This is a genomic window from Neobacillus driksii (genome assembly GCF_013409995.1).
GTDB lineage: Bacteria > Bacillota > Bacilli > Bacillales > Cytobacillaceae > Neobacillus > Neobacillus driksii.
Genome location: NZ_JACCBX010000004.1, coordinates 308,986 through 329,157 on the forward strand (window position 1 = coordinate 308,986; position 20,172 = coordinate 329,157).

Genomic DNA, 20,172 nt, shown 5'->3' on the forward strand with positions numbered 1-20,172 from the left:
ATTAAGCAACATTTAAATCAACGATCCCCCGCTTATGTCCATACCATTTGTTCATAAACTTCATAATCTAAAGGAGAATCATACTATAAGGAGGGGGCAGAAAGATGGGAAAAGAAAGACAGGATGATCGCTTTTCAAGAATGATGTTTGGCGATAGAAGAGAGAGCATAGGGAGCAAACATCATAATCAAACTCAGTTCAATCCAACTTCACTTGATATTGAATCAATATTAGACAACATAAACAAATTAAGGGATTCCTCCCAGAATCTAAAACCATTACTTCAAATGGTTTATCCCTTTGTAGAAGGTTTTATAAAGAAAAAATAAGCTGCCATTTTGGCAGCTTTTTTACTATTATTCACTATATAATCGATTCGCATGTTCTACTTGCTTAGTCAAGCCAACAGTTATTGGTACAGTGCTATTAACAATGATCTTAGTTAAACCCTCTTCCCTTATTTGTAAAATGGGGTTTGATTCTTGTTCGTTTATCCCAAGAAATGCTGCACATTTCTCCCATTGATTACTCTTCCCGCTATGGAGCAGGTATCTTCCAGGCTTTTGGTTTTCGATAATTTCTAGTATAAATTGGGCAGTATCCTGAACAAACAGGGCGTCGCCAGTCTCCTCCCGTAGTCCCTTATATGGTTTTCCTCTATTCCTTTCATTTAAAATAGAAGATTGAAACATAAAGGTATCAGGCTGCCAGGGTCCATAAATTGTTGGTAAATAGAGTAAATGAATATTTTTATTCCAAGCATATGTCCTTTTTATGAAATCTTGAATAATTACTTCAGGCTTTGAATCAATTACCTCATTTAACAATTGGCTTGGTACTAAAATAGCCACTTTTTCCCACTGGTTCTTTCTTATTAAATTGAATAACATATCTTCGTTTAGCAGGTATTCTTCCTTATATCGCATATAAATGTCGTAAACAGAAAGTACAATCGTCTCGTTTTTGTTTTTATCTTTAGTAATATCCCCAAATGAAACCTCAGTAAAGTTAGCATTTCGACCAATCTCTAATCGTTTTTCAATGATCATATCCTCATCTTCTTCTGATTCGATTTGTACTCCCCTGACCTCAATCCCTTTATCAAGTAATGCTTTGCATACATGAAAATTCACAAAGTCAAATACTCCAACCATTACGACCTTGTCCATTACTAATCCTTCCTCCCCAAACTTCATTAGTGAATCCTATGCGGTATATGGGTGAATTATATCTATCTTCAGGGAGGCTGGTGTTTATAGAACCTTTTCAAACTGATTAAAAAACTTCTCCATCATATTTCCGAGCTGTTGCTTTTTTTCCGGTACAATATATGTTGGGCTAATATCCGTATGCGCCAGTAACTTTTGCAGCTGTTTTGATTGATTATAAGATTTGCCACTGGACATTACATGGATAATTTTTATTGGAATATCCGTATTGAATTTAATTTTATCTTCCATACCTTGAAGTTCTTGTTCAAGAGTGACTTGGTCCAACTCATGGGCAGCTGTTATTTCTCTCATTAGCTTTTTATAGAAAAACTTGTGTTCTTTTTCAAGTTCGATATGTTTTTTTAAAGAAAGAATGGGATTTAATAATACGACTGACCTTAATTGACCCTGCATTTTCTCCATTAATCGAACAGCCACAAGAGCACCCATGCCTTCAGCTATCAGATGAACTTTACTATTAAGAATTTCACTTCTTATTACCTGCTGATATAGCCTTTGTGCAAGCTCAACAGCATGTTCACTTCCCCAGTTTCGCCCATACAAATTTGAGGAAAAAATAGTATATCCTGATTCTTTCAACTGGTTGATAATGGACAGTTTACCTTCATTCTGAGTCCAAAAGCATTTACTTTCATCAACAAAATGCCTTTCATCTCCAATTATTAATATTCCAAAACCTGTGGGCTTTTCAGGGTAATGGATGATATTCCACTGGGTATCCATCTGAAAATTCCGGTTCTCCATCGCTAAATCTCCTTTTACATATTTCCTCAAAATATTGTATGTGATTTCACATGAGATGAAAGGGATATAGCCTATTCGGACAATCATACACAAGTGTTTTTATTGTTAAACTTGGTCATTACCACTCCGATAAGCTTCAAATCGCCTGTTTCTTTAACGAAGCTTATTGTAGAGGGGGCTAGTGTTTTGAATTTTTGCTTTTATTATTTCAATAGCATATGGTAATATTATTAGAGATGATAAATAGGGTAGAGGTGAAAGATAGTGCGATACTTTTGGACTTTTTTTTGGGTGTTTGTTTTAGTACAAATGCTTTCATATGTAGTTAGTTCAATGACAGAAGGCGGAGTTTTCAACTTCCAGTCAGGTGCGATAATTTCTGTGGGCGTTTTCATTTTGATTGTTATTGCAACGGCAGTACTTCCTAATGATCCTGTTGAAAAACACTAAATAAAGCGAAAAAGGTCATCCGTTATACTGGATGACCTTTTTGGTTTCGTTACCTAATAGAAATGGTTAATTCTTCATTTTCTAATGTAACACTGATGACGGAGTGGTCATGAATATTACCAGCAATAATGGCCCTAGCGAGTTTTGTCTCGATATTCCGTTGAATAAATCGTTTTAATGGTCTTGCACCATAAATAGGGTCGAAGCCATTCACTGCAATGAACTCTTTCGCACTGTCCGTAATGATTACTTCAATATCCTGTTCCTTCAGCCTGCTTTGAAGTTCTTTCATCATTTTTACAACAATCTCTTTTATTTCTGTTAACGATAAAGGTTTAAACAAGATGGTTTCATCGATTCGATTTAAAAATTCAGGTCGGTAATGACTCTTTAGTTGTCCTAGAACCTTTTCCCTTGTTGTTTCAGAAATTTCAATTTCATTTTCATTTCGTTCCAATAAGAAATGAGAACCAATATTGGAGGTCATAATAATGACTGTATTTTTAAAGTCCACTATTCGTCCTTGTGAATCGGTAATCCTGCCGTCATCAAGTGCCTGCAGGAGAATATTAAAAACCTCTGGATGGGCTTTTTCAATTTCATCCATCAAGATAACAGAATACGGTCTTCTTCTCACTGCTTCTGTTAGCTGCCCGCCTTCTTCATAGCCCACATACCCTGGAGGTGCACCAATTAACCGTGAAACAGCATGTTTCTCCATATATTCCGACATATCGATTCGAATCATTTGCTCTTCACTATCAAACAATGCCTCTGCAAGTGCTTTAGCAAGTTCAGTCTTACCTACACCGGTTGGTCCTAAAAATAGGAATGATCCTATAGGTCTGTTTGGATCCTTGATTCCGGCACGTGCCCGTAATACCGCATCGGAAACTAATTGTACGGCTTCATTTTGTCCGATTACTCGTTCATGCAATAGTGATTCTAATCTTAGGAGTTTCTCTCTTTCACCTTCAACCAGCTTAGATAGTGGAATTCCGGTCCACCTTGAGACAATATTAGATATCTCTTCACCAGTAACTTCCTCACGAAGTAAACGTTCATTTTTTGCTGTGGTCGATTCAAGTTCTTTCAATTCTTTTTCGGCCAATGGAATCAGACCATGACGCAGCTCTGCAGCTCTGTTTAAATCATATTTATCCTCGGCCTGCTGTAATTCTCTGCGTAGTTTCTCAAGCTGTTCTCTTTTCTCCTGCACTTTTTGTATTCCTTGTTTTTCATGAAGCCACTGGGCTTTCATGCTGTTTGCTTGATCTTTTAATTCAGCGAGCTCCTTTAACAAGGATTCAAGCCTTTTTTTACTCGCCTCATCTTGTTCCTTTCTTAAGGACGCTTCTTCTATTTCCAATTGCATAACTCGTCGGGTTACCTCATCAAGTTCTGTTGGCATTGAATCAATTTCAGTTCTAATCAGGGCACATGCTTCATCCATTAAATCAATTGCTTTGTCTGGCAGGAAGCGATCGGTAATATACCGGTCTGATAAAGTTGCTGCAGCCACAAGAGCATGATCATGAATCTTCACCCCATGGTGTACCTCAAATCTTTCTTTTAAACCACGCAAAATGGAAATGGTGTCTTCGACATTAGGCTCTTGAACAAGTACCTGCTGAAATCTGCGCTCGAGTGCAGGATCTTTTTCAATATATTTACGATGTTCATCAAGGGTGGTGGCACCAATACAATGAAGCTCTCCTCGAGCAAGCATCGGTTTTAACATATTCCCTGCATCCATAGCTCCATCGGTTTTTCCTGCCCCAACAATGGTGTGAAGCTCATCTATAAATAACAGAATCCGTCCTTCACTTTTTTTCACTTCATTCAATACTGCTTTTAATCTTTCTTCGAATTCACCTCTGAACTTCGCCCCTGCAATCAATGCACTCATATCTAACGAGAAAATCGTTTTATCTTTTAACCCCTCTGGAACATCCTTCCTAACAATCCGCTGCGCCAGACCTTCCACTATTGCAGTTTTTCCAACACCAGGTTTACCAATTAATACGGGATTATTTTTAGTCTTTCTAGAAAGAATTCTTATGACATGACGGATCTCTGCGTCCCTTCCAATGACAGGGTCTAGTTTACCTGCTTTCACTTCGGCTACAAGGTCTCTTCCATATTTATTAAGGGCATCATAAACGGCTTCCGGATTTTGTGATGTCACTCTTTGGTTCCCCCTTATTTCCTTAATTGCGGCCAAAATATTCTCTGGAGTTTTACCATTTGCTTTTACAATTTTCTGCATTTCGGAATCTTTTGCATAGCAAGCAGCTAATAAAATATGTTCAATTGATACAAAGTCATCTGAAAATTTGGAAGCAAAATCCTCAGCACTAACAAAAAGTTGTTGGAGCTTGGTAGTAATATATAACTTCCCATGCTCTGCACCGCTTCCAGTAACTTGCGGTTTTTTATTAAGGATAGTCAGCAATGCTCTTTCAATGCTTTCCGTTCGGATATCTGCTTTCTCCAATATAGCTTTTAATAAACTATCCTCTTGACGAAGTAATGTTAAGAATAAATGGGGCTCATCTACCTCTTGATGATTACCTCTTACTGCTAAAGATTGAGCATCTAAGATACCCTTTTGCAATCGCTCTGTCATTCGATTTAAATCCATCTCCATCACACCTTTGACCATTTTTGACCTATTTGATTTTATTATATACGAATATGTAATGAAATATAAAATAAAAGCCATCCTCGGGGATGACTTTTTCGAAAATTAAGGTTTATGCTGGTATGTCCAAACGCGTTCATCATTTGACGTTTCAGGAAACCTGTCTCCTGCTTTAAGCTTTATCTTCTTTGGATTATTGACATTTGACTCTGTATCACCGATTTCTACATATACACCATTATTTGGTGCTTTTTGTCCAGACTTAAAATGACGACTTTGGCCCATATTCTTCTGTCCCTCCTTTTCCTGTACAATCTTATTATCACCATTTAATCTAGGGGCATTAAAGGAATTATTATGAAATAACAACAACCTTTCATGAGAATATATTTTTGACGATTGTATGAATTTATGCCACAATTATTGATATATAAGCGTTGTTAACAATATAATTATAGTATTATCTAGTAAATGAAACCTTGACTGTCATTTATTTAGGAAAGCAAATTAGCGATTTATTTCGCCCCTTTAAGGTGGTTATTCTTATGCAGTCAATAAAAGAAATACCTGTAAAGTTAACACAACTGTTTGATACGGTTCACCATATGAAGAAAATTGAAAAAGGCACTTTTCTGTTTCAGGAAGGTTCTTCCGCGAATGAATTATATATTGTCCAAAGTGGAATCATTCAAATTAGCAAAATTATTCCAGATGGTCGGGAACTAACACTAAGAATGTGTTCAAAAGGAGACTTTATTGGGGAACTTGATCTTTTTTCTCCTGCACCTAAATATTTATTAAGTGCTCGCGTGGCTGAAAGCGGCGACGTAGCAGTAATTATGAAGGATGTCCTAGAGGAGAAGCTTGCAAAGAACCATGACCTGTCACTTGAATTCATGAAATGGATGAGCCAGCAGTATCGGAAAACCCAAACCAGATTTCGGGACTTGGTTCTTCATGGTAAAAAAGGGGCATTATATTCTACCCTCATTCGAATTACTAACAGTTACGGTATAAATACAAACCAAGGCATTCTTATTGAATTACCGTTAACAAATCAAGAACTAGCTAATTTTTGCGGCACATCACGTGAGGTGGTTAACCGATTGCTAAGCGATTTGAGAAAATCAGGTATAATTTCCATTGATAAAGGCTCTATTACGATTCATGACCTTGATTATTTAAAAAATGAGATTGATTGTGAGGACTGTTCTCCAGAAATCTGTAAAATAGACTAAAAAAAATCGGTCACTTTTGACCGATTTTTTTAATACCACTATCCTATATTAACAAACATATAGTCCCCAATTTGTATTTTAGCGCAAATATGTATTGTCGCCTGTGATAAAAGTAACGTTTTTGACAAATTTATTAATTTTTTTCATCGATATTATGAACAAGTTTTATCAAATCTTTTGATATCTTCATCAGGGCCATTTCGTCCATTATATGAAACACTGTGACCCCCAACTTTTCGCTAATTGAATTTATCAAATCTTTACGCCAAACAATCACGGTCTTAATGTTACATACATCTGAAATGAGAGAAAGATCGTTTTCATCTCTGAGAATGAGTAATTTGGGATAAGATTTCATTTTATGACCCTCAATTAAGATAATATCCGGCTGAAAATAATCCACAAATCTAATTTGTTCTTCAAGTGGTAAAACAGTTCCATCAGCTTGCAGGCATAACCTGCCCTCTCCTTCAACTAATGAAGCAACTGCTCCTGCTTTTATGTGCTTAGCTGAATCCTTTTCGGAGAGAACCTCTGGTCGGCCTCCGTGTCCATGATGCTTGATGGTAGCGCTCTTAATACCTTCCTTTTTTAAGATTTCAATCATTTTCAAAATGATAGTGGTTTTACCGCTATTTTGGTAACCTACGATTTGATAAATGATTGGCTTTACCAAGGCCATACACTTCCTTCTTGATCTTCAAGCAATAAAATTTCAACCTCATCACCTGCTTTAAAGCTCCTTGTGCCTCCTGGAAGAATCATCAAGGAATTAGCTCCAGAAAGACTCATAATAATATTTGATTTGTCTAAACCGCTGGGTGTTACACTTAATTTCCCTTCTTTTATCGAAAAAGCGCTGCGGACAAATCTTGTAAAAGGGTTAGCTTTTGGAAAATCAACCTCAAGGATAGCTTTTTCCTTTCGTAGGTGTGGAGTTGTGGAAAACAACATTTTGCGAATAATCGACCTAGCAAACAACTCAAACCCAACATAGCATGCTGATGGATTACCCGATAACCCAAATAACAATTTTCCTTGGAGCTGAGCTATTGTCGTAACACTTCCTGGTCGCATGGCAACTTTATTAAATAAAACCTCTGCCCCTAACTTTTCATATATAGCAGGCAAATAATCGAAATCACCCACCGAAACGCCGCCTGTTGTAATGAGTATATCCACTTTTTCTAAAGCCGTTTTGACTGCAGTAAAACATGTTTCAAAAACATCAGGAAGCTTACCATAATATTGTACAATGGCTCCTGTTCTCTGTATTTGTGCCGCAATCATATGTGAATTACTATTTCTAATTTTACCAGGGACTAATTCTTCATCCACTTCCAGCAATTCTGTTCCAGTGGCAAACAACCCAATAATTGGTTTTTTAGCAACAGGAACCGAGTTGTAGCCAAAAGTAGCCAGCATCGCTTGTATCCCTGGATTGATCAATGTTCCCTTTTTCACTAGGACTTCACCCTTCTTGGCGTCTTCCCCTCGATAGGAAACATTGTCACCCTTTTTAAAGCTTCTTTTTATTGACATATAAGGCGTCCCATTTTTCTCATACGCTTTTGCCACTTCAAACATAACCACTGCGTCTGTTCCCTCAGGCATCATGGCACCTGTCATAATACGAACTGCTTCGTAGTCTTTAATAATCTTTGAAGATGTCAGTCCCGCGCCAAGATGATCGACCACTTTAAATTCTACTGGGTTATTTAAGGAAGCTTCCTTAGTATCTATAGACCGGACAGCGAATCCATCATAAGGTGCTCGATCAAAATGTGGGACATCACTCGTAGCAACTAAGTCTTCTGATAAAAATCGGCCATAACTTTCATCGATTGATACATATTCGGTTTTTCCATCTAACTGGTATTCCATTATTTTTTTGACTGCATCCCCAATCGGGATCGGTTTTCTTCTCTCTAACAACTCCATCAACTCCTGCAGAAAACATATCAGTTTAAATACAAATCGTTTATTCATATACATTATAAGCCTAACGAATAGTCACAAATATAGCAAACATCACAACATAAGATAAAAAAATTATTAAATCATAGCCATTGTGTGATTCAGGTCACCCACTTTTTTCGGGGAATGCCTTATTCTTAAGCTAGATAATAACAAAACATTAGGAGGAAATTATGATTACTTTCCCTTTTTCTACAAATACATTAGTTAGAGATATTGTAAATGAACTGCCAAAAACGAGTGATGTGTTCAAGAAATTTAGAATTGACTTTTGCTGCGGAGGCAATATTTCACTATCCGAAGCCATTGCCGCAAATGGAATAAATGAAGAAGCAATAATGGAGGAACTTAGAGTAGTATTTGAAAAATATAGTGCAGCTGAAACGGATTTAGAAGTTTGGACTAAATCAGATTCAACTACGATTATTGATCATGTTATCAACCATTATCACCGTACTTCTGAAGAAGAATTATCACTGCTTAGCCCATATGTTACCAAGGTTTCACGTGTACACGGCGACAGTCATCCAGAGCTTTTAAAGGTTCATGAATTATATTATGAATTCAAGAAAGAACTATTGGAGCATATGGCTAAAGAAGAAGCAGTTGTCTTTCCATTAATTAAACAACTTGCTGATGGAACGGTCGAAAATCGTGAAGAAGCGATTAACATGATTGTTGAGCTAGAAAAAGAACATGATCATGCAGGTGAAATCTTAAGACAAATTCGGTCCGTCACTTCTGATTACACCCTGCCTTTAGACGCTTGTGGAACCTACCGTTTAGTATATAAGCGTCTAGAAGATCTTGAAGGATTAACTTTTATGCATGTACATTTAGAAAATAATATCTTATTCCCTAGATATTTTTAATAGGGATATGTTGAAGAGGCTGTATATTTCACAGCCTTTTTTCCTATTAAAAAAACCCCTCTTATTGTAAGAGAGGTCTAACCGCCAATATAGGACATTTCAATTTTCTTGCGAGTCCTTGCTGTCTCTTCTGTTCTTTCATCTGAATATCTGTCATTTCTTCCATTCCAGATATCTGTTATTCGGTTTCGCAGCTCTTTATCTGTTGCGCCGTTCCTCATAAAGTTACGGATATCATGACCATTTCCATTAAACAAGCAAGTGAAAATTTGACCATTAGCAGAAAGTCGCGAGCGCGTGCAGCTGCTGCAGAAAGATTCTGAAACAGAAGAAATAAAGCCAACATTTACGTCAGTGTTGGTATAATTATATAATTTTGCTACTTCTCCAAAATAAGCTGGATCAAGAGACTCTAATTGATAGTGCTCTTTAAGCATATTATAAATTTGTTTTTTGGTAATCACATCATCCATTTTCCAGCCATTAGATGAACCTACATCCATATACTCAATAAAACGGAGCTCTAGTCCATTTTTTAAACAAAAATCTGCCATTGGGATGATTTCTGAATCATTGAGACCTTTTTTAACAACCATATTAATTTTGACTCTAAGACCGGCTTTCTTGGCCGCTTCAATCCCATCTAACACCGGCTTGGTGCCGACTCCTCGTCCGTTTATGGTCCCGAACAGCTCATCGTCTAAAGTATCGAGGCTTATGTTCACTCTTTTTAGTCCAGCCTCTTTTAATTTATCTGCTAGTTTAGGAAGAATGACTCCGTTTGTGGTTAGAGCGATATCTTTTAAGCCATCAATTTCCGATAGCTTTTTCACCAAAATGGGTAGGTCTCTTCGTAGCAGCGGCTCCCCGCCAGTTAAACGAATTTTCTCTACACCCACACTTACAAAAGCTTTTGCTACTCTTTCAATTTCCTCATATGTCAGCAGCGCACTTTTCGGCAGAAATTCAAAATCATCACCAAATTGGTCTGCAGGCATGCAATATTGACAACGGAAATTACAACGATCGATTACGGAGATTCTTAAATCACGTAATGGGCGATCGAATTTATCTTTAATAATGGTCTTTTCCATTTATATCAACTCCATTATTTTAAAAGCAAATAATATAATGCAAGTGTACCAACTATTAATAAAAAATACTGTTACTTTATTCACTATCATAACATTTCTTTTACGATTTTTTAATCTGTTTCGTGAAATTAGAAGAGTTTTCACTATATTGTCATGGTTTACTCCTCGCGAAGGGGAAATTGTCAGTTAAAATAAGACTAACGAGATTAGAAGATGAGTCTAAAAATGACTTTGAGGTGAAATACATGTTAACGAAAGTGAAACCAACTCATTCATTAGAAATAAAAGAACTACTTAAATTTGCTGATCGAAAAATTAGAAGCGAAAGAGGCACCTATTTATTTCAAGAAGGAATGATTGCAGAAGAACTATATATTATTGTTTCAGGTAGAGTACAAATCAGTAAAATTACTTCTGATGGACGTGAACTTTCCTTACGAATATGTGGAGAAAATGATATTTGTGGAGAATTAACCCTGTTTACCGACAATCCGAGATATTTATTAAGTGCTAAAGTATTGGAGGAAGGAGAAATCGTTGCCATTAAAAAAGATGTGATCGAAAGTGAAATTTTTCAAAATAGCAAGCTTGCTTTCGAGTTTATGAAATGGATGAGTGACCATTTCCGTAAAACGCAGACGAAATTTCGTGATCTTGTCTTAAATGGGAAGAGAGGAGCACTTTTTTCCACTCTCATTCGCATGTCTAATAGCTATGGTATTCATAAAGAAAATGAAATATTAATCGATTTACCATTAACCAATCAGGAACTAGCAAACTTTTGCGGAACTTCGAGAGAAAGCACGAACCGTATCCTAAGTGAATTGAAGAAAGATAAGATCATCCATATTAAAAAAGGGAAAATCTCCATTCTAGATTTGCAATACCTAAAAGATGAAATAGGCTGTGAAAATTGCCCGGCCGTATATTGTAATATTGAATAGTGATAATGGAAGCAATCAAATCCGATTGCTTCCGTTTTTTTATTGTACTTGTTTTTCACGCATTGCCTTCGGAATATATACACAGAACGGTTCACTTTCCAAATAATCCCCAGTCATCGCATAGGCTCTAGATCTTGAGCCGCCGCATACATGACGGAATTCACATACCCCGCATTTCCCTTTATAAAGATCTGGATTTCTTAGTGATTGGAATATTGGTGATTCTCGATAAATTTCAGCTACCGGTGTATCACGGACATTTCCTGCTTTAACTGGTAATAATCCGCTTGGATACACATCTCCAATATGTGAGATAAAGACAAAGCCATTTCCATCATTAACACCTTTTGGTGCTCTTCCAAGTCCGTCAATCGAGCCTGTTAAGCCTTGTTCTGTTAGGGCACTTAAATAATTTATTTCATCTGTTTGATCTTTTGCCTCACGCATCTTTTGCTGAATAACAACGCGGCGATAATGCTGTGCTGCAGTTGTCTTTATATCAAAAGAAACACGTTTACTAAGGTCATATAGCCATCTGAATACTTTTTCGTGCTCTACAGGTGAAATCATATCTGATTCTTGACCTCTGCCAGTTGGGACAAGGAAAAAGACACTCCATAGGACACAGCCTAAATCCTCAACCATTTTTGCCATTTCATCCAGGTACTCAATGTTATATCTTGATATTACGGTATTAATTTGAATTGGAATTTCGAGTTCATGTAAGTATTTAATTCTTTCCATAGTAAGGTCAAAGGATCCCGCTGTTCCACGGAAATGGTCATGAACCTCAGCCGTTGGTCCATCAATACTAAATGCCCATCGAGAAAGACCAACTTCCTTCGCCTTTTCAATTGCCTCTTTTGTAACATTAGGTGTCGCACTTGGAGTCATGGAAACTCTAACACCTTTTTCTACTGCATATTTTGCAATATCAAAAACATCTTGTCTCATTAATGGGTCACCGCCCGTAAAGACCAGCATTGGATTATTCATTTCGTATATTTGATCGATTAGGTTTTTACCTTCTTCAAAGGTTAGTTCACGTGGGTCTCTTCTTAATTGAGCTTCAGCACGACAATGTAAACAAGCCAGCTGACACGCGCGTGTGAGTTCCCATATAACAATAAATGGATCTTTATTAAAATCTCGGCCAAAAGCCATATGAAACGCCTCCTAAAACGGCCATTTCAAAAACCAAACAGCCTTATTACCTGTATTATATAGGGGATTCCACTATGGATAAGTGAACTACCTCACATTCCGTCCAAAAATATTTGTCCACATTGTGAAGTAAAAAAACAGCAGATGATCTCTGCTGTTTTTTTAATCTTTATCGAATTCCTAATGCGATTTTTGCATATCGTGACATCATTTCCTTGTTCCATGGCGGGTTGAACACGATATTAACCTCGACCTCTTTTATTTCAGGGATATCTGCCAATGCTCTCTTGACCTGGTCAACAATCGTTCCAGCAAGCGGGCAGCCCATGGAAGTTAATGTCATCGTGATCGTTACATTACCTTCATCATCCATTTCCGTATCATAAACTAAACCTAAATTAACAATATCTACACCTAACTCAGGGTCTATAACAAGCTCTAATGCACCCATAATATTTTCTTTTAACTCTTCATTCATTTATATCACTCCTAATACTTAATGTAGTAAATGTTTCTCAAACCATTCAACCATTGCTTTTAATCCTTCTCTGCTCACCTTATGGTCAGCATGTTCATCTGTAATGAAGTGAATATTGTCAGGATTTGTATGATAGTTTCCCTTTACAGATTGATAAAAACGATATGTTAACTCAAAAGGAACAATAGGATCCTTTTTTCCATGCCATAATAACAATGGTCTATTTTCAAGCTTATTTGGCTGCAGACTTAAATCATATTGTCGTAAAACTGATAATTGCTCTTGAATTTGCTCATCAGTAACAGATAGGCTGACACCAAGATTTTTCATTTGTGCTAATTGCCAATATAGATATTCTTCATATGCTGGCATCCCCATCAAGCTGACTGCAGCTTTGACCCATTTATATTTGGTCAAGGCGCCCAAGGTCACAATACCACCCATAGAGGTCCCAGCAAGTCCAATTTTTTCAGGATCTGCTAATCCTTCTTCTACATAGTATTCCTTATAACTGTTTAATTCATGGATTGTCGTAATGACAATTTCCCAAAAATGCCCGTATAGATCTCTTTCGGTTAAACCTTGTTCCCTTTCACCATGGTAAATGGCCTCAGGAAGGATGACTCGAAAGCCCTTTTCTGCAAATAAATAAGCATAATGAAGATTATTTTCCTTAGCACTAGTAAAACCATGCGTAAAAATAATAAACGGAAGTCTCTCTTGTTGTCCACTTTTCTTTACTATATGTAGGAAGGGATTATTATTCAGAAATCTTTTTTCAACGATGATCACGTAGGTAAATCCTCCTGGGTAAAATAATTATATCTGAAAGCAAATACTTATGAAGTGAATTTTTTTACAGGTACGGTATAAAATTGTTAACATAGTAGTTATAATGGTATGACTTTCCACCAGAAAAGAAAATCCATAGTTGTAGTGTATCATTTCGTTAACCATTTATCTAAAGCTTAGACTTATGGTTTAGAAAACAATTAAAAAAGGAGTCAATATGGCAGAAAAACATTTAATTGCACTGGACTTAGATGGAACTTTATTAAAAGATGATAAAACCATTTCTGAAAAAACAAAAAAGGTTTTAAGTAAAGCGAGAGAAGAAGGACATGTGGTCATGATTGCGACTGGCAGACCGTATCGTTCAAGTGAACCCTATTATCACGAGCTTGGGTTAGACACACCTATTGTTAACTTTAATGGCGCCTTCATGCATCACCCGCTCGATGCCAGCTGGGGACATTTTCATGCCCCTCTCGACGTAAAAGTCGCAAAAGAGATTGTGGAAGCATGCCGATCGTTTCATTTTTACAATATTATAGCCGAAGTGATTGATGATGTTTATTTCCACTATCATGATGAAAAGCTGTTAGATATTTTCAGCATGGGCAATCCAAACGTAACTACGGGGGATTTACGAAATTACTTAAATGATTCACCTACTAGTTTGTTAATTCATACAGAGGAAGAAGAATTAAAGAATATACGTAAACATTTGTCTGACGTTCATGCGGAAGTGATTGACCATCGCAGCTGGGCAGCGCCTTGGCATGTCATTGAAATTATTAAGACCGGTATCAGCAAAGCTGTTGGTTTAAAAAAGGCCTCTGAATACTTCAACATTCCCGCTGAAAGAATTATTGCTTTCGGTGACGAAGATAATGATTTAGAAATGCTGGAATATGCTGGCCGCGGGATTGCGATGGGAAATGCAATTGATAAAGTCAAAACCATCGCAAACGAAGTAACCTTGACCAATGAGGAAGACGGAATCGGGATATATTTGTCAGATTTGTTAAACTTAAAATACTAATAGTGGGTCACCATTGTTTACCTAAATGAAATACTCTGATTTGAGCATACTATTTTTGTGAGGCAGTTTACCTGCTTACACCAAGCTCACCAAATTGGAGGGATTGCAATGGGTAAACGAAACAAATCAAAACGCTTTGTCCAGCAAGGAGTGGATACTGTTAGTAAGCACGATGAACGTATTCCTTACCACATGACCTACGCTGAAGCGGAAGCCCAGAAAATGTCCAATGTGCGTGAATCCTCGCTTGGAGGAATATAACGATGGGAAACCAGTTGTTCCAAGAAGCAAGAAGATTTGTTGAGATGGCGAAGTCTGCCGGCCCTGCTGATCGCGATTCTGTGATTTCGAAGGCAAAGAATGCATTAAGTTCAGCATACGCTAATTCAACCTTCGCAGAACAAAGTCAGCTCCAAGAAATGCAAAATGAGCTTGATCAACTAAAATAATGTGAAAAGCTGGCACGTTACAGACACGTGCCAGCTTTTCTATTACGGAAGAGTAAATTTCTTTTTGCTGACTATGGTTTGTTGGTTGCTTAACGGTTTATCATTTAATTTTCTTGGTAAAAGAGTGGCAGTAACCGTATATTGCCCTGCTGGAACTCTTTTCCCATTTAATTTGTAATCCCAATTCTCCACTTTTCGGAAGGTTTGATGAGGGTCAATCCGAATGGTTTGCAATGCCTGTAAGAAGAAGCGTCCTTTTGAATATCGATATACTTCCTGCCCAGTTTCGTCTGTTACAGTAATTTCATAATATTGTGAGCTAGGAAACTCAAAATGCATAGGGGATACCTCATTATTTATGATAAGCAGCTCAAATTCCACTTTCTCATTTCCGACAACAGGACTTACTGAAAACTGAAATTGCTCACCAAAACTTGCCTCTCCTCTAAAACTAAAGGAAAAAAGAAACAAAATCACACTTAAAACAATTCTCACCCTTCACACCCTCCTATTCTCGCCTAAAAAATCCATAAATTCCAGTTGTTTGGATGATGTTTGTAAAAGCATTAGGATCAACCTCTGCAAGGATTCGTTCCAAATCATATAATTCATAACGGGTAATAACAATCATCAGCATGTCTCTAGATTCATTTGAGAAAGCACCTTTTGCAGGAATCATTGTAATTCCTCTAACTAATTGTGAATGAATTGCTTTCTTAAGTTCATCAGCTTTTTTAGTAATAATCATCGCAGTTAGCTTTGCATGCCTTGTATGAATGGCGTCGACCACTCTTGTCGAAGCGTACAAAGATACAATGGTATAAAGGGCTTTTTCCCATCCATACAAAAAGCCAGCGGTAATGATGATAACTGCATTCATAACAAACATATAGCTGCCAATCGGTTTATCTTTCATCCTAGATAAAACCATCGCAATAATATCCACTCCGCCTGTCGAAGCCCCCCATTTTAGAGTAAGCCCGACACCTACAGCTAAAATTACACCCCCAAATACCGAATTAAGGAGAATATCTTTAGACACTTGTGTAATTGGAATCAATTCTAAAAAAAGTGAGGATAAAGCCACACTTAAAAAACTGTAAATGGTGAATGACCTTCCCACCTTCAACCATCCTAGGATTGCTACGGGAATATTTAACAACAGCAATAAGAATCCCATTGATATATTTAATGGCGTTTGTTCACTTAATACTTTTGATAATAATTGTGCCACTCCAGTAAAACCGCTAGAATAAACATTTGCTGGAATTAAAAATAAATTAATTGCCAAGGCATTTAGAAATGCACCTACAGTAACAATGATTATTTTTTTTGTTTGCTGCCATAACAAATGCACCATCTCCTTCAATTTTCAAGGTATAATCTCTACGCTGATAATTGTATTTTTGAAACGAAACCGATAAACTGAAACTAACTATATTAGCTTGAAAGCAGGTGAGCTTTATGCCGGTAAAAATACTAGCAGACAGCGCATGCGATTTACCAAAAGATTTTTACGCTGAACAAAACGTCACATTATTCCCACTAAAGGTACAGGTTAATGGGCAAGAATATGAGGATGTTAAGACAATAGATCCTAAAACTGTTTATGACGCCATACGCGGCGGCGATGTTCCTAAAACCTCTCAAGTTTCTCCTTTATTATTTGAGGAAGTCTTTACTAAAATGGCTGAAAATAATGAAGATGGAATATATATTGCTTTTTCTTCAGCATTATCTGGTACATATCAGACATCTGTTATGATTCTTGACCAAGTAAAGGAAAAATATCCAAACTTTAATTTAAGTATTGTGGATACGAAGTGTGCCTCACTTGGATTTGGCCTTGTGGTTAAAGAAGCAGCAAGGCTTGCTGCAGAAAACGTGTCAAAGGAAGAAATACTTAAAGATGTGTTATTCCGAAGTCAGCATATGGAGCATTTGTTTACAGTAGAGGATTTAGATTATTTAGCCAAAGGCGGTCGTGTATCAAAAGCTTCAGCTTTTTTGGGTGGATTGCTAAACATAAAGCCTATTTTGAATGTAGAGGAAGGGAAACTTGTCCCAATTGAAAAAATTCGAGGAAAAAAGAAAGTTTATCGTCGGATCATTGAAATCATGAATGAACGCGGTGACAACTTTAAGGATCAAATCGTTGGAATAAGCCACGCGGATACAATAGAAACCGCCTTGGAAGTAAAAGCGTTGATTGAAGGGGAACTGAATCCAAAAGAGGTATATATCAGTTCTATCGGTTCTGCAGTTGGTGCGCATACAGGTCCAGGTACCATTTCGATTTTCTTTTTAAACAAATTGCCATCATAAGAAAAATAAGCGGGAGAAATTCCCCGCTTATTTTTATTTATGATCTGTTTTTTTCGAGTATTGGTTCTTACCAGCTTGACGATTTTTTTCTCTCATCATATTTTTCTCATGTCGAAGTGCATTGTTATCTTGTGCTTTTTTATCATTATCTGATGTATGCGGCATCATCATACCCCCTTCAAAATGCTTACAACAATAGTGTTGTCATTTAAAAAAAGAGTATGTAGAAAAAAGTTAATCTTTCTTTAGATATGTCCAGCTGCCTTCTTGATAAACCCTGCCTTCTTTCATAAGTTTTCCAAGTGCCCGCTTAAAAGCACCCTTACTTAACTGGAAGCGTTCTTGTATATCCTCTGGCATGCTTTTGTCATTAAAAGGCATTGCTCCGTTTCTACTCATTAAATACTCAAAAATTCGTTCAGCTTCAACATCCTGTGATTCCTGTTTTCTCGCTAGCAAAGAAACATTTACTGTCCCATCTTCCTTGACGTCAATAATTCGCCCTTCTACCTTTTGTCCCAAACGAGGCTCTATTTGTCTTTGGCTCTCGTGTATGAATCCTTTAAAGCCCTCAATCGTATAGATCCAGCTGCCTACCTTCGCTGTTCGATAGATATGTCCCTGGATATTCTTATTAAAATCCTTCCTAGTGGCTTTGGTTGAAATCGATTCCATGACCGGGTCAGTCGCAAGCTTTGCATATAAAAGGTAATTGTTATTTACCCTTAAGGTAACATAAACCATATCACCTTCCTTTGGCCAAACGGACTTATGTACAGGAAGATCATCAATCCCTAATAATAAATCCTTCTTAATCCCAATATCTAAAAATACCCCAACATTTGGGTTGGAATCTACTACTTTAAGCCACGCATATTTGCCAATTGCCACCTCAGGTATGGTTGTAGAAGCAGATGTTCTGCCTTCGGAATCAACATAAAGAAACACCTCGACGGATTCATCTTCTTCATATTCTCGGTCCGCCTCATTTATATGCAACAAAACATCTTCATTTCCATCAGTTAAAAAATACCCAAATTCTGCTTTTCGAGCTACCGTTAAAGTAACGGTTTGACCTATTAGTTCTTGTAGAGACATGTTAACTCACCTTTTCTTTCCTATCGTTTACATAGGGTTGTTTGAACTGCTATATTTTACTATAATGTACCCATAAAGGGAAACTTTAGCAGTAGGTTGAATACTAAATACCTTTATTAAAACTATACTGGAGGTATTATTAATATGGCCAAAGATGAATCTTTTGATATTGTATCCAAAGTAGAATTTACTGAAGTCACAAATGCGATTACGGCAACGATGAAGGAAATTAAAACCCGTTATGATTTTAAGGGCAGCAAAAGTGAGGTTACTCTGGATAAAGAAGAGCTTGTTCTAGTTTCTGATGATGAATTTAAGATGGACCAATTAAAAGATGTCTTGCTTGGCAGATTAATCAAAAGAGGTGTTCCTGTTAAGAATCTCGATTACGGAAAAATGGAAAAGGCCTCTGGCGGGACTGTTCGCCAACGAGCAAAGCTTGTTCAAGGCATTGATAAAGAAAATGCTAAGAAAATTAACACGATTATTAAAAATAGCGGTCTAAAGGTAAAAAGCCAGATTCAAGACGATCAGGTCAGGGTTAGCGGTAAAAACCGTGATGATTTACAAAAGATTATTTCACTGGTTCGCGAAGCCGATCTTAGTGTCGATGTTCAATTTATTAACTATCGTTAATCATGTATTTTAAGGTGAAAGGAAAAATTTCCTTTCACCTTTTTTATTTTCTAATATTTTCGTTCATTTTCCTCAAACTAACATGGTAAATAAACTTGGAGGTAAAATGAATGTCCAATAACCAACAACAAAAAAAGACTTTTCCACCACAGCATCAAAATCGCCAGCCAGGTATTGAGAGTGAAATGAATCCACGTCCGGTTTCAATTGAGCAAAACTATAAAAGTGCTGGTAAATTAACAGGAAAATCAGCAATTATTACTGGCGGGGATAGCGGCATTGGTAAATCTGTTGCCATTTATTTTGCCAAAGAGGGTGCTGATGTCGCGATTGTCTATTTGGATGAGCATCAGGATGCAGAAGAAACAAAAGGACTCGTTGAAGCAGAAGGACGCAGATGTCTGCTTTTTTCCGGTGACGCAGGCAATGAGGAATTTTGCCAGGAAACCGTTAGGAAAGTGATGGACCAATTTGGAAAAATTGATATTTTGGTCAACAATGCCGCAGAGCAACACCCGCAGAAAAGTCTGTTAGATATTACCTCCGCGCAGCTTGAAAAAACGTTTCGGACGAATATCTTCTCCTATTTTTATATGTCTAAAGCGGTTCTGCCACACCTAAAACAAGGTGGTACTATTATCAATACAGCATCTGTCACTGCGTATGCCGGCAATGAGCAATTATTAGATTACTCTGCAACAAAAGGTGCCATCGTGACCTTTACACGTTCTCTGGCAAAATCGCTTGCCCCACAAGGGATAAGGGTAAATGGCGTCGCACCAGGTCCCATTTGGACACCGCTGATTCCCTCAACGTTTAATGAAGATCAAGTCGCAAACTTTGGTTCAAATACACCACTGGGTAGAGCGGGTCAGCCATTTGAACTTGGACCAAGCTACGTATACCTCGCTTCTAATGATTCATCTTATGTAAGCGGACAAATCCTCCATGTCAACGGTGGAGAAATCGTTAATGGATAGAGCATAAAGGAAAGTGCGATAC

Annotated in this window: 25 protein-coding genes; 11 read left to right on the forward strand and 14 right to left on the reverse strand. The window is 37.2% G+C overall.

The window, feature by feature from the left end:
• Positions 1-104: 104 nt before the first annotated feature.
• A complete protein-coding gene (locus F4694_RS10870; protein WP_179597714.1) occupies positions 105-329 on the forward strand; it encodes a hypothetical protein in 225 nt (74 codons plus the stop codon).
• A gap of 27 nt (positions 330-356) precedes the next feature.
• Here F4694_RS10870 and F4694_RS10875 read toward each other — a convergent pair whose 3' ends face one another.
• Together F4694_RS10875 and F4694_RS10880 are read right to left on the reverse strand one after the other, a co-directional pair.
• On the reverse strand, positions 357-1,169 hold the full coding sequence (locus F4694_RS10875) for an NAD(P)-dependent oxidoreductase (RefSeq protein WP_179597716.1): 813 nt from the start codon (positions 1,167-1,169) through the stop codon (positions 357-359).
• An 84-nt stretch (positions 1,170-1,253) separates the two neighbouring features.
• On the reverse strand, positions 1,254-1,976 hold the full coding sequence (locus F4694_RS10880; RefSeq protein WP_179597717.1) for a lipase family protein: 723 nt from the start codon (positions 1,974-1,976) through the stop codon (positions 1,254-1,256).
• 264 nt (positions 1,977-2,240) lie between these two features.
• On the opposite strand from F4694_RS10880, the gene F4694_RS10885 reads away from it, so the two are divergent.
• Positions 2,241-2,426 carry a YjzD family protein gene (locus F4694_RS10885; protein ID WP_179597718.1) on the forward strand — a complete coding sequence of 62 codons (186 nt, stop codon included), beginning with the start codon at positions 2,241-2,243 and terminating at the stop codon, positions 2,424-2,426.
• A 49-nt stretch (positions 2,427-2,475) separates the two neighbouring features.
• On the opposite strand, the gene clpB is transcribed toward F4694_RS10885, so the two are convergent.
• Positions 2,476-5,070, reverse strand: a complete 2,595-nt coding sequence (gene clpB / locus F4694_RS10890; protein WP_179597719.1) for an ATP-dependent chaperone ClpB — start codon at positions 5,068-5,070, stop codon at positions 2,476-2,478.
• 105 nt (positions 5,071-5,175) lie between these two features.
• On the reverse strand, positions 5,176-5,355 hold the full coding sequence (locus F4694_RS10895; protein ID WP_179597720.1) for a YjzC family protein: 180 nt from the start codon (positions 5,353-5,355) through the stop codon (positions 5,176-5,178).
• A gap of 260 nt (positions 5,356-5,615) precedes the next feature.
• On the opposite strand from F4694_RS10895, the gene F4694_RS10900 reads away from it, so the two are divergent.
• Entirely contained in the window at positions 5,616-6,308 is a 693-nt protein-coding gene (locus F4694_RS10900; protein WP_179597721.1) for a Crp/Fnr family transcriptional regulator, read from the forward strand.
• A gap of 133 nt (positions 6,309-6,441) precedes the next feature.
• On the opposite strand, the gene mobB is transcribed toward F4694_RS10900, so the two are convergent.
• Together mobB and F4694_RS10910 are read right to left on the reverse strand one after the other, a co-directional pair.
• Positions 6,442-6,990, reverse strand: coding sequence for a molybdopterin-guanine dinucleotide biosynthesis protein B (mobB, locus tag F4694_RS10905; protein WP_179597723.1), 549 nt, complete (start codon positions 6,988-6,990; stop codon positions 6,442-6,444).
• Complete coding sequence (locus F4694_RS10910) at positions 6,978-8,243, reverse strand: molybdopterin molybdotransferase MoeA (RefSeq protein ID WP_179597725.1); 1,266 nt, start codon at positions 8,241-8,243, stop codon at positions 6,978-6,980. The genes mobB and F4694_RS10910 overlap by 13 nt, the downstream gene beginning before the upstream one ends.
• Before the next feature lie 215 nt (positions 8,244-8,458).
• On the opposite strand from F4694_RS10910, the gene ric reads away from it, so the two are divergent.
• Complete coding sequence (gene ric / locus F4694_RS10915) at positions 8,459-9,157, forward strand: iron-sulfur cluster repair di-iron protein (RefSeq protein WP_218895605.1); 699 nt, start codon at positions 8,459-8,461, stop codon at positions 9,155-9,157.
• A 77-nt stretch (positions 9,158-9,234) separates the two neighbouring features.
• On the opposite strand, the gene moaA is transcribed toward ric, so the two are convergent.
• Positions 9,235-10,251 (reverse strand): GTP 3',8-cyclase MoaA, encoded by a 1,017-nt coding sequence (gene moaA / locus F4694_RS10920; RefSeq protein ID WP_179597727.1) that lies wholly within the window; start codon positions 10,249-10,251, stop codon positions 9,235-9,237.
• A 245-nt stretch (positions 10,252-10,496) separates the two neighbouring features.
• Here moaA and F4694_RS10925 point away from each other — a divergent pair, with 245 nt between their 5' ends.
• Positions 10,497-11,195 carry a Crp/Fnr family transcriptional regulator gene (locus F4694_RS10925; RefSeq protein WP_179598136.1) on the forward strand — a complete coding sequence of 233 codons (699 nt, stop codon included), beginning with the start codon at positions 10,497-10,499 and terminating at the stop codon, positions 11,193-11,195.
• 39 nt (positions 11,196-11,234) lie between these two features.
• Here F4694_RS10925 and F4694_RS10930 read toward each other — a convergent pair whose 3' ends face one another.
• The 3 genes from F4694_RS10930 to F4694_RS10940 all read right to left on the reverse strand — a co-directional run bounded on the left by F4694_RS10930 (position 11,235) and on the right by F4694_RS10940 (position 13,629).
• A complete protein-coding gene (locus F4694_RS10930) occupies positions 11,235-12,359 on the reverse strand; it encodes a TIGR04053 family radical SAM/SPASM domain-containing protein (protein WP_179597729.1) in 1,125 nt (374 codons plus the stop codon).
• A 169-nt stretch (positions 12,360-12,528) separates the two neighbouring features.
• A complete protein-coding gene (locus F4694_RS10935) occupies positions 12,529-12,837 on the reverse strand; it encodes a metal-sulfur cluster assembly factor (RefSeq protein WP_179597731.1) in 309 nt (102 codons plus the stop codon).
• A gap of 18 nt (positions 12,838-12,855) precedes the next feature.
• Complete coding sequence (locus F4694_RS10940; RefSeq protein ID WP_179597733.1) at positions 12,856-13,629, reverse strand: prolyl oligopeptidase family serine peptidase; 774 nt, start codon at positions 13,627-13,629, stop codon at positions 12,856-12,858.
• A gap of 217 nt (positions 13,630-13,846) precedes the next feature.
• Between F4694_RS10940 and F4694_RS10945 the strand changes: the two genes are divergently transcribed.
• The 3 genes from F4694_RS10945 to F4694_RS10955 all read left to right on the forward strand — a co-directional run bounded on the left by F4694_RS10945 (position 13,847) and on the right by F4694_RS10955 (position 15,111).
• On the forward strand, positions 13,847-14,662 hold the full coding sequence (locus tag F4694_RS10945; protein ID WP_179597735.1) for a Cof-type HAD-IIB family hydrolase: 816 nt from the start codon (positions 13,847-13,849) through the stop codon (positions 14,660-14,662).
• Between the two features lie 108 nt (positions 14,663-14,770).
• On the forward strand, positions 14,771-14,923 hold the full coding sequence (locus F4694_RS10950; protein ID WP_179597737.1) for a hypothetical protein: 153 nt from the start codon (positions 14,771-14,773) through the stop codon (positions 14,921-14,923).
• 2 nt (positions 14,924-14,925) lie between these two features.
• Positions 14,926-15,111 carry a DUF3813 domain-containing protein gene (locus tag F4694_RS10955; RefSeq protein WP_179597739.1) on the forward strand — a complete coding sequence of 62 codons (186 nt, stop codon included), beginning with the start codon at positions 14,926-14,928 and terminating at the stop codon, positions 15,109-15,111.
• Positions 15,112-15,153: 42 nt separating this feature from the next.
• Here F4694_RS10955 and F4694_RS10960 read toward each other — a convergent pair whose 3' ends face one another.
• Positions 15,154-15,606 (reverse strand): BsuPI-related putative proteinase inhibitor, encoded by a 453-nt coding sequence (locus F4694_RS10960; RefSeq protein WP_179597741.1) that lies wholly within the window; start codon positions 15,604-15,606, stop codon positions 15,154-15,156.
• Positions 15,607-15,619: 13 nt separating this feature from the next.
• Positions 15,620-16,462, reverse strand: a complete 843-nt coding sequence (locus tag F4694_RS10965) for a YitT family protein (protein WP_374757422.1) — start codon at positions 16,460-16,462, stop codon at positions 15,620-15,622.
• Positions 16,463-16,575: 113 nt separating this feature from the next.
• Between F4694_RS10965 and F4694_RS10970 the strand changes: the two genes are divergently transcribed.
• Entirely contained in the window at positions 16,576-17,436 is an 861-nt protein-coding gene (locus F4694_RS10970) for a DegV family protein (protein WP_179597745.1), read from the forward strand.
• A 33-nt stretch (positions 17,437-17,469) separates the two neighbouring features.
• Here the strand turns inward: F4694_RS10970 and F4694_RS10975 are convergent, their stop codons facing one another.
• Positions 17,470-17,601, reverse strand: coding sequence for a DUF3941 domain-containing protein (locus F4694_RS10975; protein ID WP_081810752.1), 132 nt, complete (start codon positions 17,599-17,601; stop codon positions 17,470-17,472).
• Between the two features lie 69 nt (positions 17,602-17,670).
• Positions 17,671-18,534, reverse strand: coding sequence for a CvfB family protein (locus F4694_RS10980; protein WP_179597747.1), 864 nt, complete (start codon positions 18,532-18,534; stop codon positions 17,671-17,673).
• 144 nt (positions 18,535-18,678) lie between these two features.
• Between F4694_RS10980 and F4694_RS10985 the strand changes: the two genes are divergently transcribed.
• Together F4694_RS10985 and F4694_RS10990 are read left to right on the forward strand one after the other, a co-directional pair.
• Positions 18,679-19,170: a YajQ family cyclic di-GMP-binding protein gene (locus tag F4694_RS10985; RefSeq protein WP_179597749.1), complete on the forward strand. Its 492-nt coding sequence runs from the start codon at positions 18,679-18,681 to the stop codon at positions 19,168-19,170.
• A gap of 110 nt (positions 19,171-19,280) precedes the next feature.
• Complete coding sequence (locus F4694_RS10990; RefSeq protein ID WP_179597751.1) at positions 19,281-20,150, forward strand: SDR family oxidoreductase; 870 nt, start codon at positions 19,281-19,283, stop codon at positions 20,148-20,150.
• Positions 20,151-20,172: the final 22 nt, after the last annotated feature.